Genomic DNA, 15036 nt, shown 5'->3' with positions numbered 1-15036 from the left:
CTCTCGAATGAAAACACTGATTGACCATCCATCTGAAATAATGTGATGCATATTTAGATAGAACAGCCATTCATCCTCCGCCACTCGGAATAGCTTCATCCGCAGGAGCGGTCCTTGGGTAAGGACAAAAGATATTTGTAGATCTGCATGGATTTGCTGCATGGCTGACTCACACGGATCTTGCTCTGCCCGTAGATCAATCTCCCTAAACTTCAAGTGATCCGATGTTTGAATCACCTGGACAGCCTGCCCGTCTTCTTCTTGGAAGATCGTTCTCAGTGTTTCATGACGCTGAATGAGCGAGTGCAGGCTTTGACGTAATAGATCAACGTGAAGATCACCCCGAATCCGTAGTGCAAATGGGATATGATAAACGGAACGATCTGGAAGCAATCGATCTAAGAACCATAGACGTTGCTGAGCGTAGGACATGGGCGCAAGCGGTTCACTGTGATCACTTGGGATGAGTGGAGGTAAAGCCTTCCCTTTTCCTTCCTGTAAAGCAGTTTCTACCTGCTGGGCTAAGTCTTTGAGTATCGGTGCCTCAAATAAGCTACGAAGTGGTAAGGTAATTTGGAAAGCTTCATTGATACGAGAGATTACCTGTGTTGCTAAGAGAGAATGTCCTCCAAGTACAAAGAAATTGTCATGAATATACACAGCTTCCACTGGTAATAATGATTTCCAAATCCCAGCAATCATTTCTTCCACAGGTGTTCGTGGTTCCACTCCTGCTCGTATTTTTTCCGCCCATTCGGGTTTAGGCAAAGCTTGTCGATCCACCTTCCCATTCGCGGTGAGTGGAAGTGCATCTAGTTTGACAAAAGCTGAAGGAATCATATATTCAGGAAGCATCTGCTTCAGATGCTCGATCCACTTCATCTCCTCCGCTTCACCATCTGCGACTACATAAGCAACAAGCCGTTTTTCTCCCCTTTCATCGACACTTGCGCTTACAGTTGCTTCTTTAATCGTTGGATAACTACTTAAGATGGCCTCTATTTCACCTAGCTCGATTCGGAAACCGCGAATTTTCACTTGCTGATCGATCCGACCTAAAAATTCAAGATTTCCATTTGAGAGGAAGCGTACTAAGTCTCCAGTCTTATACAAACGCTCTTGTTCAATCGTTACAAATTTCTCCGCTGTGAGTTCGGGTCGGCGATGATAACCTTTTGCTAAACCAACTCCACCAATATGTAGCTCACCAGGTACACCTATTGGAACAGGTTGGTTAAATGGACTTAGCACATAAACTTCGGTCCCACCAATGGGCTGACCAATAGCAGGTAATCCCTGGTAAGTCTCTCCTTTCGGTATGGGATAAGCAGTTGTAACCACCGTATTCTCGGTCGGTCCATAATGATTGATTACATCTACTGGGAAATCACTGGCTGGATAGACATGTAACTGATCCCCACCTGTTAACAGTTTGCGCAGAGCAACTTGTTTTGGCCATTCTAGCTGCAATAAACTTTCCAATAAAGGTGTTGGTAAAAAGCTAATGGTAATCTGGTTTTCAAGTAGCCAGTCACGTAAGTGGGTAGGCGACAAGCGAACTTCTTGCGTTGGAATATACAGTGCTGCTCCCGCGGTCAAAGTAGGCCAAATTTCCCATACGGATGCATCAAAGGCAACACCAGCTATTAAGGTAGTTCGATCATGGCTACTTAATTCATAAGTTGTATGATGCCAAGTGATTAAGTTCCCGAGCGAACGATGTGTAATGGGTACTCCTTTGGGTTGACCTGTAGAACCTGACGTGTAAATGAGATAGGCTAACTGATCACCCGTCGCCAGTCCTGAAAGTTCTTTTTCGCTTTCTAAGCTTAATTTGTCTGCGATCTGATCCAAGCAAATCGTATATGGCACCGATTCGAATGAACATTTTTCTTGATAAGCTGTCTCTGTTAGGATCATTGAAACTTGTGCATCCAAGGCCATATATTCTAACCGGTCTGTTGGATATTCGGGGTCCATCGGCACATAGGCACACCCTGCTTTAAGAATAGCTAGTGCTCCAACGATCAACGCGGGGGTTCGTTCCATGCAGATTCCTACGAGCTCTCCTGGTGCGATACCTATTTTTTGTAAGTAACGGGCTAGCTGATTGGCTCGAGCATTTAGTTCACCATAAGTGACGAAAGTGTGTTCACTGACAATCGCGATAGCCTGTGGATCTCTCGCTACTTGTTTCTCAACCCATTGATGAATACAGCCGTCATATGAATCCATCTGCGTTTGATTGACCTGTTGATATAGCTCTTGTTCTTGCTCCGTTAAGATGGGGATGTGATGAATCGGTTGTTCTGGATTTTGGGCAATTGCTTCAAGTACTTGGTAGAAATGCTGAGCTAGACGTGCGATGGTCTCCGCTTTAAATAAGTCCGTATTATACTCAAATACAGCCGTAAATCCTTGGCTACTTTCTCCCATCGTTAAAGTCAAATCAAATTTTGCAGTTGTAATTGGAAGGTCAAAGGGTTCAATGGATAGTTCTGTTACCCGATCTGCCATCTCTGGCATATTTTGCAGGGCAAACATCACTTGGAAAAGTGGAGAATGGCTTAAATGACGCTCTGGCTGTAGTTCGTCAACTACTTTTTCAAATGGTACATCTTGATGAGCATATGCAGACAAGGCAACTTCTCGTAGCTGTCTCAATAAGGTTCGGAAACTTGGGTTTCCTGAAAGATCAGTACGAAAAACCAACGTATTAACGAAAAAGCCAATCAAACCTTCTGTTTCCTTATGATTTCTGCCAGCAATGGGGCTACCTACAGCAATATCAGTTTGACCACTATAACGACTCAAGAGTACATTCCATGCAGCAAGCAAGGTCATGAATAAGGTTGCTCCCTCTTGATGACCCAGTTCCTCCAAACGCTTAACTAATTCATGAGGCAAATTCATGCGATAATCGGCCCCGCAGAATGTTTGTTCAGAAGGACGTGGATAATCCGTCGGTAATTGCAGAATCGGGACATTCTTCAGTTGATTTTTCCAATAAGTCAATTGTTCCTCTAATTTCGCTCCATCCATCCAACTCTGCTGCCAAATAGCAAAGTCTGCATATTGAATCGGAAGTGGAGCTATACTTGCTTCTTGACCTTCGATAAGTGCTTGATAACACGCGAGCCATTCCTTCAAAAAGACTTGAAGTGACCAGCCATCTGAGATGATATGATGCATATTCACATAAAAGATCCATTCTTCATGCGCTACTTGATATAACTTCGCTCGAAATAACGGTCCTTTATGAAGATAAAATGGCTGATTGAGATCTTGGGTGATGAGTTCCAACACCTTAGCAGATGGATTCGCTGTTAAACGTAAATCCACGAACTCCAATGAGCTAAATTCCACTTCCTCTATGATTTGTACAGGTTGCCCCTTGATCTCTTGGAAAATTGTTCGCAGAGTCTCATGTCGCCTTATTAGCGTTTGCAAACTCTCTTCCATCGCCTTTCGATTGATTTTTCCTTGGATCCGTAAGGCAAATGGTAGGTTGTAGGCAGCATTCTCCGGCTTGAGACGATCTAAAAACCATAAGCGCTGTTGAGAATAGGAGAGTGGCAAGTTCGTAGATGTTCGCTTAGCCTTCTCGATCGTTATCGAACTCTCTTCATTCTGCTCCATCATCGTTTCCATTTCGATCGCTTGTGCTAATTCATGGAGCACCGGCTTTTCAAAGAGTAATCGCAATGGGAATTCAATACCAAACACTTCCTTACTTCGCGATACAACTTGTGTCGCCAAGAGGGAGTGCCCACCTAACTCAAAGAAATGATCATAAACACCTACTTGCTCTAAGGATAAAACCTTACACCAGATGGCAGCCATCATCTCTTCGGCTACCGTTCTAGGTGCGACATACTGCTTCATCGATATGGTTTGCTCGGGTGCGGGTAAAGCTTTCCGATCGATCTTACCATTCGGGGTGAGTGGTAGATGATCCATCATCACAAAAACACGGGGTACCATATAGTCTGGCAATTTCTGTTTGATTCTTTGTTGCCAATCACTAGACTGATCCTGTTCTGCTACGACATAAGCAACCAGACGCTTAGCTCCAGGCTGATCTTCACGAGCCACCACAACCACATCGCGAATGCTCTCATCTTGCCGAAGTACCGCTTCGATTTCACCTAATTCAATCCGATAGCCACGAATTTTCACCTGATGATCGATTCGTCCTAAGAACTCCAATTGCCCATCCCCACGATAACGAACTAAATCACCGGTTTTATATAAACGTGCTTTTGGATCGGAACTAAATGGATCAGGAATAAATCGCTCTCGTGTCATCTCTTCTTTATTTAAATAGCCAAGAGCAACTCCCGCTCCACTCAGATATAACTCTCCCGGAATACCGATAGCTACGGGACGTAATGACGAGTCCAATACATATGCCTTGGTATTGGTAATCGGACGTCCAATGGGCGGAGCTTCGCTTCCATCTTTTTCAATACAAGCATAGGTGGAGTATGTTGTATCTTCAGATGGCCCATATAAGTTGTATACCTTGGTTACTGTTCCAAGCGCATAAATTTGTTGAACCAATGCATGCGGGAGCGGTTCACCTGCTAAGTTGACAGTTCGAACAGAGGGTGGTACTTCTTGCATTCGTAAAAGCTCAGTCATAGCAGAGGGTACCGTATTGATACAAGTAATCAGATTTTTGGCTGGATGCTCAGGTAACTCGAGTACATTCTCCGCTAAGATCACCTTGCCACCCGCACTTAGTGGGACAAACATCTCAAAGATCGATAAGTCAAAACAGATCGAAGTAGCAGCAAGTACTCCTTTTAACTCTTCAGGTGTAAATAGGGATTTCGCCCAGTGAATGAAAGCCGAAACATTACGATGGCTTATCATCACTCCTTTAGGAAGACCCGTAGAGCCTGATGTATAAATTAAATAGGCGAGTTGCTCTGAGTCAACCTGAACAGACGGATTAAAGTTGGACTCCTCTGACCATAAGGCGAATTCTTGATCAACAGCTACCACCCAATCGACAACATCCGATAGCTCCCCTTTAAGCGACTCTTGGGTTAAGATGACTTGTGCCTCTGCATCAGACAACATATAAGCGATTCGCTCTTTCGGATAAGCTGGATCAAGTGGGACATAGGTTCCACCCGCTTTAAGCACAGCCAATAAACTAACCAGTAGATCAAGCGAGCGTTCCATAAAAATTCCTACACGTGCTTGTTGATTGACTCCATTTTTCAGGAGGTAATGGGCTAATCGATTGGCTCGCTCATTAAGCTCTTGGTAAGTCCATGCTCCTTCCGTCGTCATAACGGCAACCGCTTGTGGCGTTTTCTCCACCTGTCTAGCAATCCATTCATGAATGGGTCGTTTGTCAGGGTACGGCTGCTCGTTTTCATTCCACAAAGTAAGCTGATGCGCTTCTTGTTTGGTTAAGAGATTGACTTCTTTAAGCTTACGGGTCGGATCAGCTACCATCTCTTCTAAAATCATTTGTAGATGCTCACACATTCTCACAATCGCTTCATCAGCAAAATGATTATCCCGATACATCCATTTCAAATACAGCTTCTCTCCTGGCGCTACGATAAGGGTAAGTGGATAGCTGACTTGTTCCACACCTTCAGCCTGATGAATACGAAGACCTCCAGGAATGCGTTCAGCAACCTCACCAACTGGATAGTTTTCAAATACGACCAATGTTTGAAACAAAGGTGTTCCTTTAGGTAGTTCACTGAGTCCCTGAATCTCGTGAAGCGGTGTAAATTCATACTGCCTAAGCTCCATCTGTTCCAACTGGAATGATTGTAACCACTCTTGGATCGTGAGCTCTTCAGACACTTGAACCCGGACTGGCAATGTATTGATAAATAAACCAACCATCCGATCTACACCTGATAAGTCAGCGGGTCTTCCAGCACCAGTCGCCCCATACAATACATCTTTCTCTCCACTATAACGACTTAGCAGATAGGCCCAAGCTCCTTGTATCAACGAGCTAAGGGTTAATTGATGCCCTCTTACAAAGTCTTCTAATTTTGCCGTTAACGGTTCCGATAGATAAACCACATGCTGTTTATAGTTTTCTGCTGCCGATTCTGTAACCTTTCTCTCAATGGGAAGGGTTGTCGGTGTGGTAAATCCTTTTAGTTTCTGCCGCCAAAACTCTTTTGCTTTCATGAGATCTTGCTGTTTGAGCCAAGCGATATAATCACGATAAGGTCGCATTTCTTCAAGTTCTATCCTCTGCCCTGTGGTTAACTGATGGTAGATTGTAAATAGATCTTGGAATACAAGTGGCATACTCCAACCATCTAAAATGACATGATGATAGCTCCAAATAAACTGATAAGCCTGATCCCCTCTCTGTATGATGGTAAACCGCATTAAAGGAGCTTGTTCCAAGATAAATCCTAGTTTCCGATCCTGCGCTAACACCCTTTCTAATTTTTGTTCTTGTTCCTCTAACGTATGGCTCGACCAGTCTTCCACTATAAATGAAACAGGAACAGAAGCATATACCACTTGATGGGGGCGAGTCAGCCCTTGAGCTTTAATCGCTGTGCGTAATACAGCATAACGATTGACCACTTGTTGCCAAGCTTCTTGAAACGCTTGGAGATCCAAATCACCTGTTAGGGAGAATGACATTTGAACAACATAGTCACCTATACCTGTTCCCATTTGTGAATGGAACCAAAGCCCCTCTTGCAGTGGTGAGAGCGGATAGATATCTTCTACCACCCCATGGGGTTCAAGACATTGATCCAGCTCTGTTTGAGTTAACTCAGCCAACGGAAAGTCAGATGGAATATAGCAAGTCGTCTTATCACTCAATTCTTGGTGAATAAGCTCTCGCAAAGATGTCATCATCATAACGGCCACTTGCTCTATGGTTTCTTGTTGATACATTTCTTTGCTATATCTCCAAGTTAGGTGAAGCTGTCCCTGTGACACACCTCCAATTACATCAATGAGATGAGCACGTGGTGTTTGAGGATCTGCATAACTTCCAGCGTATTCAGGAGCAACGCCTGAGAAGAGACCCACTTGTTCGGTCGACTGATCAAATTGTCCCAGATAGTTAAAGCTGACCTTCGGCGTAGGTTGCTGACTAAGCACTTCCTTCACTTCATGATCTTGACTGAGATAGCGTATGACACCATATCCCAAGCCTTGCTTAGGAGTGCGGCGAACTTGCTCCTTCACTACTCGGACGATCTCACTATTACACTTTGCTTCAGACAAATCCATCACCCATGGATACATACTCGTAAACCAGCCGATCGTTCGGGATAAGTCAATTCCTTCTTTCAACTCTTCACGACCATGCCCTTCTAAATGAATACGAAAAGTCGTTTGCCCAGTCCAGTGCATGAAGGCTTTTCCTAATGCAGAAAGCAAAATTTCATGAATCTGTGCACGATATTTTTCATTACTCATTTGAAGGAGCGTCCGTGTCTCTGCTTGGTTTAAGGACAGGGTGATGCTATCCGCTTCTCTTTCTGTATTCTTACCATGCTTGTTATCAACAGGTAGAGTCGCCACTGGCTTTTGGGCTTGTTCTAACCAATATACGGCCTCTTGCTGTAACTGCTCAGATTTTGCAAGCTGGCGTAACTCGTAAGCCCATTCCCGATAGGAAGTTGTCTTTGGCAAAGGTTGGGCTACTTTACCACTTTCTAACTGCTTATAAACGGTAGCAAAGTCCTCTAGTAATATTCGCCAAGAAATACCATCGATCACCAAATGATGAGCTACCCATAGTAGTCGTCCCGGCTCGGAGTCACCTAAATCAAAATAAATCACTCGTAACAAAGGTCCTTGAAAGATATTTAGACTCTGCTGCGCTTTTATCGCCTCGTTTTCAATGATGATTCTTCTTTCTTTTATATCGATTTTGGTTAGATCGAACATTGTAAACGAGTTGGCTTCTTCCACTTCTGCATAAACTTGTCGCCAACCTTGTTCCAATTTTTCAAAACGAAGACGTAATGCATCATGCTGCATTAGCAAGTAAGCGAGTGTTCGTTGAATAAGATCTGGTTTTAAGCGCTCAGCTACTTGTAAAAACATAGACTGATTCCAATGATGACGATGAGGGATGTCTTGCTCAAAAAACCATTTCTGAATCGGAGTAAACGGTACTTCGCCTGTGAGTATTCCTTGCTCCGCTTCAATATTAGCAACTTTCCCAACAACCTGAGCTAGTTCGGCAATCGTTTGATTTTCAAATAATCGTTTGGGTGTTAGGTGTAAACCCTGCTGTTTGGCTTTAGCAACAATTTGAATACTTAAAATGGAATCTCCACCTAAGCGGAAGAAGTTATCATGAACTCCCACTTGTGGAAGTCGTAATACTTGTTGCCAAATAGCGGCCAACTTCTGTTCGATTTTATTGCGGGGTGCTACGTAGGTTTCTTGATCCATCTTCCAGATCGGTTTGGGTAGGGCTTGACGATCAATTTTCCCATTTGCAGTAAGAGGGAGGTCTTCTAAAGTAACCCAGACTGCAGGTACCATATATTCAGGTAGATGTTGTTTTAAATATTGCTTTCCAATTTCCTCAGAAAATACTTGTTCTTCATCCACTACGACATAGGCAATTAAACGTTTATCCCCTGGTGCTATCTCTTGTACAGCAACGACCCCTTCCTTCACAGCTGGATGGCCACTCAAAACTGCTTCGATCTCACCTAGCTCAATACGAAAACCACGAATTTTGACCTGTTGATCGATCCGTCCTAAATATTCCAATTGTCCATCTGGTAAGAAACGAACCAAATCACCTGTTTTATACAAACGGGCATGAGGTTGTTTGTTAAATGGATGCGGGATAAATCGCTCACGAGTTAGTTCACTCTGATTGAAATATCCGTCCGCTAAGCTGTGCCCACCGATATATAGCTCACCTGGAACGCCTATAGGAACCTGCTGTTGATAATGATCTAATACATATACTTCTGTATTGGCGATCGGATAACCGATTGGAGGTAACCCTTTCTGGTCAGACTGCTTTGGAACCACAGCTGCTGTTGCGACCACCGTATTCTCGGTAGGTCCATAGTGATTGATTACATCTACTGGGAAATCACTGGTCGGATAAGAACGAAGTTGATCCCCACCTGTTAATATCTTTCTAAGAGATAGCTGTTTTGGCCATGGTATGGTTAGTAATTGCTCTAATAATGGCGTGGGTACAAAGCTGACGGTAATTTTGTTTTGAATGAACCAATCCCGCAATTCATAGTGAGAAAGGCGAATCTCCTCATCAGGGATATATAAACAAGCGCCTGCTACCAACGTAGGCCAAATTTCCCAAACCGAAGCGTCAAAGGCCATTCCTGCTAAAAAGGTCGTACGATCTTGGGATGTTAATTGATATTCACGCAGATGCCAAAATACAAGATTAAGTAGCGATCGATAAGGCACCATCACTCCTTTGGGCTTTCCAGTAGAGCCAGAGGTATAAATGACATAAGCAAGATCATTTTTAGTCAAATGAACCGCAGGCTCTAACCCACTCTCTTGCTTTAGCTCTTCTTCGATACCATCAAGATACACGGTTTTCTTCCATGCAGGTAAAGAAGTTTGCAAATGGGTTTGGGTCAATAACATGACCGCTTGGGTATCCTCCAACATATATTGCATCCGCTCTCTCGGATAAGCAGCATCAATCGGCACATAAACTCCACCTGCTTTGAGAATTCCTAGTAATCCCACCACATAATGAAGGGAACGTTCTACACAAATTCCTACACGATCGCCCTTTCTAACCCCTTGTTTGTGCATATAATGAGCTAGTTGATTCGCACGCTGATTTAGCTCTTGATAAGTGAAGCATCCTTGCGGGCTGTTAACTGCCAGTGCAGTAGGATGTTCCACCGCATTTAGGGCAATCCACTCATGGACGAGCCTGTTTTCTGGAACTTCGATTTCTGTTTGATTCCACTCGTTAAGGAGCCTACGTTCATGCTCGGTTAAAAGAGAAATTTGACGAATGGGACAGTCTGGATGTGCGACAACTTCTTCTAACAATAATGAGAAATGAGCAGCCATTCTCTCAATAGTTTCTGCTGCAAATAAATCGGTATTATATTCAAAGGCAATCACTAAACCTTCTGTACTTTCTGCTGCGTTAACAACCATGTCAAATTTAGCCGTATGATGAGGTAGCTCTACTGTTTCGACCAAGAGCCCGGGCACTTCAGGTACAGTAACCGAAGCATTTTGTAAGGCAAACATTACTTGAAAGAGTGGGGTATGGCTAAGATAACGCTCGGGTTGTAATTCATCAACTAATCGTTCAAACGGAATATCTTGATGGGCATACGCTTCCACTGCAACCTGACGTACACGATCTAATAATTCACGGAAGGATGGATTCCCTGATAAATCGGTACGGTATACCACAGTATTGACAAAAAAACCAACCAATTTTTCCAATTCTGCCTGATTTCGTCCAGCAATCGGGCTTCCCACTGCAATATCTTCTTGACCACTATAACGGCTAAGCAATACTTGTAAACCAGCAAGCAGCGTCATAAATAAAGTGGAACCACTTTTCCGGCTTAGTCTTTGTAATTTGATAAGCAGCTCTGTTGGTAACGTTATCTGATAGGTCGCTCCATGAAATGTTTGCTCAGCAGGTCGTGGAAAATCCGTTGGGAGCTGTAAAACAGGCAAATCAGCTAATTGATCTTTCCAATAAGCTAGCTGTTTGCTTAATTTTTCATCTTGAAGCCATGCTCTTTGCCAAATCGTATAGTCCGCATATTGGATCGGTAATTCAGGTAAAGAGTACGGCTCATTATCAAGCATTGCTTGGTATAAGCCAAACAACTCCTCCGTTAAAACTCCTAAAGACCAACCGTCTGAAATAATGTGATGCATATTGACATATAACAGCCAGTCTTTCTCTTCTATTTGGAACAATTTCACCCGTAAGAGCGGTCCTTGTGATAGATCAAATGATTTGTCTGCATCTTTCTTTATCATTTCCATAGCAACTGATTCTGCATGATTTTCGGTACGCAAGTCAAACTCCGCCCACCAGTCGGTTATCTCTGGTAAGATCACTTGAACCGCTTGCCCTTCAGATTCTTGGAAAATAGTACGTAATGATTCATGTCGTTGAATGACCGTATGCCAACTTTGTTGAAGTACATTCTTATCTAGCTCGCCTTTGATCCGTATCGCCAACGGAATATGATAAACACCCGTATGATCCAGCATCTGCTCCAAAAACCAAAGACGCTGCTGTGCATAGGATAAGGGGAGCTCAGCTATTTGGTCTTCTCTGGGTTGAATATTTCGCTCTGAGGGAGCTATCTCAGCATGAAGCCATGTTTCAATCTCTTGGGCTAGATCCTTAATGGTTGGTTTCTCAAACAATGTTCTAAGTGGGATCTCGATCTTAAGAACATGATTCATCCTTGATATCACTTTCGTTGCTAGCAAAGAATTTCCGCCCAATTCAAAGAAATTTTGCTGGCTGTCTACGTGCTCTACCTTTAATACCTCACACCAGATACCTGCAATAATCTCCTCTAACGGTGTACGATGTCTCGCTTTTTTCTCTGTTGGTTCAGGGATAGCTGGGGCAGGCAATGCTTTACGATCAACTTTTCCATTAGGATTTAAAGGAAACTCATCCATTTGCACAAAAGCAGCAGGAATCATATATTCTGGCAGCTGATCTTGTAAATAGCTTCGCCATTGCCTTTCATTTACCACATCTTCTGTAACAATCAAATAAGCAACAAGTCGTTTATCTCCTGGTGTATCTTCACGAACGATCACAACCGCTTCTTTCACAGCAGGATGTTTGCTAAGAGCTGCCTCAATCTCTCCTAGTTCAATCCGAAACCCGCGTATTTTTACTTGGTGATCTAGCCTCCCTAAAAATTCGAGATTTCCATCTGGCAAATATCGTACCAAATCGCCCGTTTGGTAAAGCTTAGCATTCATTTCTTTCGAAAAAGGATGTTTTACAAACCGTTCTTCGGTTAGCTTTGGACGACGTAAATAGCCACGAGCTAAGCCATCTCCACCTACATAGAGTTCACCTGGAACCCCGATGGGTACATGCTTTCCCCAACGATCCAATACATACACCTCTGTATTGCTAATTGGTCGTCCGATGGGCAGTGATGTTGTCCCTTGCCAAGTCGTAGGGATCGGGTAACAACAAGTAAAGGTGGTATTTTCAGTTGGACCATAGCCATTGATAACCTGAACATGACCAAAGGCCAAAACCTTTTTTACATGAGGTACAGATACGACATCACCACCAACCAGAAGTTGACGGAGCCCTCGAAGTGATTCTAATTGGTGTTCTACCATGAGATTAAATAAACCTGAAGTCAACCAAAGTGTTGTTACCTTTTCTTGTTTTAATACGGAAGCTATCTCTTCCAATGAGGGGGTATGAGGTGGCATGATGACTAGTTTGGCCCCGTTTAACAAGCTCCCCCAAATTTCAAAGGTAGAAGCATCAAAAGCGATCGGAGCTAACTGTAGGAACACCTCATCCTTCGTAAACTGCGCATAGTTCGCCCCTTTAACCAAGCGTAAAATCCCACGCTGTACCACTTCGACTCCTTTGGGTTTACCTGTAGAGCCTGATGTATACATCACATATGCCAAATCTTCTCCACTCGAAAGGAGAGGAGGATCTTCTAGACTTTCATTAGTGATTTCCGCCCATTCCTGATCCAATACAATCACAGATGTACTTGTAAGTTCCCACTGTACAGGAAGATGGGCTTGCGTCAAAATGATCTCCACTTGAGCATCTTCAATCATATAGGCAAGTCGGTCTTTCGGATAGGTTGGGTCTAGTGGAACATAGGCGCCACCCGCTTTTAAAATCCCGAGAATCGCCACCACCAGATCTAGCGATCGCTCCATGGCCACTCCAACCATTGTCTCGCGCCCAATCCCCTGCTTACGTAAATAATGGGCAAGTTGATTGGCTTTTTGATTTAACTCCTGATAAGTTAAACTTTGCTCTTGATAAATCAAGGCCACTCGATCAGGCGTTTCTTTAGCTTGTAAAGCAAATTCTTCTGCAACCGATGATTGTCGTGGATAGTTGACCTGCGTTTGATTCCACTGATGAAGTAGTTCCAACTCCTCTTTTGTTAATAGAGAAATCTGTCCGATCGGTTGGCTAGGATCAGCTACAATCTCCGTTAATACTTGTCGAAAATGCCCCGCCATCCTTCTTATCGTTTCCTCTGTAAATAAATCAGTATTATATTCAAACGTTGCTGACAGTCCCTCTGTACTTTCCATCATGGTAAGTGTAAGATCAAATTTCGCGATATCTTGTTGTACACTCAACGGCTTTACTGTTAAATGATCGACACCTGTATATTGCAAAGGCATATTTTGAAGTGTAAACATCACCTGAAATAACGGTGAATAACTTAGGCTCCGTTCAGGTTGTAGTTCATCAACCACTTTTTCAAAAGGAACATCTTGATTAGCATAAGCTTCCCATGCTACCTCTTTAACACGGGCAAGTAATTCACGAAAACTCGGATTTCCCGAGCAATCCGTACGAAATACCAAGGTGTTGACAAAAAAACCAATGACTTTCTCAAGCTCTTGGCGCGTTCTCCCCGCAATGGGGCTTCCAACGACAATATCTTCTTGACCACTATAACGGCTTAATAATGTTTGAAAAGCCGAGAGTAGGGTCATAAATAAGCTAGCCCCTTCTTCTTGGCTGAGTGTATGTAATCGCTTCGTTAAATCCGCTTCAATGGTTATGCTATGAATCGCTCCGTGAAAGGTTTGTTTGGATGGGCGTGGTTGATCAGTAGGAAGCTGAAGTACTGGTAGATCCGCTAATTGTTTCTTCCAATAAGAAAGTTGCTTCGCTTGTACCTCATCTTGTAACCATTCTTGTTGCCAAACAGCATAGTCTCCATATTGAACGGATAACTCTGATAATGGATAATCTTCCCCGCGGACAAGGGCTTGATAAAGCTGACTCCACTCATCAAAGAAAATACCCATGGACCAACCATCTGCAACCATGTGATGGGTTGTCAGTGATAAAACCCAATCCGATAAGCTTAAACGGAAGAGTCGAGCACGGATTAGAGGACCTTTAACTAAATCAAATGCCTGTTCCGCATCTTTTTTGATTAGATGTAAGCAAGTTGCTTCTGGGTCCTTTTCATTCCGCAAGTCTTCTTGTACGACCTTTAGTTCCAACCTACTAGAAAGTAGTTGTACCGGCTCTCCCTCAATTTCTGTAAATGTAGTACGAAATGCTTCATGACGGTCTACTAGCATTTGCAAACTCTGCTCTAAAGCTGGTATATTTAATGCTCCTTGGAGACGAACTGCAAAGGGAATATTATATACTGCAGTATTTGGCATTAGTTTTTCAAAAAACCATAACCTTCTTTGTGCATAAGACATAGGGAGATAACCTTGATCTCGATTGGCGATTGGGATAGTCGTAACACTCGCTTTTTCTACTCGATGATCCGATAACTCTAAATCAATTCGTTCAGCCAATTGTGCGATAGTAGGTGCCTCATCAATTAAGCCTGGTGAGAGAGGCATCTGAAAAGCTTGCTGAAGATAAATATGTAACTCCTCAGCAAGTTCACTATCCCCACCCATTTGGAAAAAGTCGTCGTATACACTCACTTCTTCCAATTCAAATATTTCCATCCACACTTCCGCAATCATTTCTTCTGTTAACGTGCGTGGTAAAACCTGCTTAAGATGAGATGGGAGTGGTAGAGCTTTTAGATTAACCTTTCCTTCTGAGGTTAGTGGGAAAGTATCCAGTACAACCAAATCCGCAGGCTTCACATCTATGCATGTTTCCGATAGAAAAGTGAGTAAGGACTCTCGAGTCTCTTTGGATTCTGGATGTAAAACAACATAGGCGATTAGACAAGGTACAACCTTTTCTATATCATGCAAAACAACTATCGCTTTTTTTACAGCAGAATGTTGACATAACCGCTTTTCTATTTCTTCAATCTCCATCTGGAAACTGCGAACTTTCAC

The 15036-nt window shown here is 43.2% G+C and carries 1 protein-coding gene (cut by a window edge); it reads right to left on the bottom strand.

What is annotated here, in order from left to right:
- On the bottom strand, positions 1-15036 hold the 5' portion of the coding sequence (locus tag DL897_RS04490) for a non-ribosomal peptide synthase/polyketide synthase (RefSeq protein WP_113657942.1). Its footprint begins 4122 nt before the window's first position; the window shows 15036 of its 19158 coding nt (coding positions 1-15036); its start codon is at positions 15034-15036; its stop codon lies off the left edge, out of view.

The sequence above is a fragment of the Thermoflavimicrobium daqui genome (genome assembly GCF_003313465.1).
Taxonomy (GTDB): domain Bacteria; phylum Bacillota; class Bacilli; order Thermoactinomycetales; family Thermoactinomycetaceae; genus Thermoflavimicrobium; species Thermoflavimicrobium daqui.
This window is presented reverse-complemented; position numbering and strand designations above follow the sequence as displayed.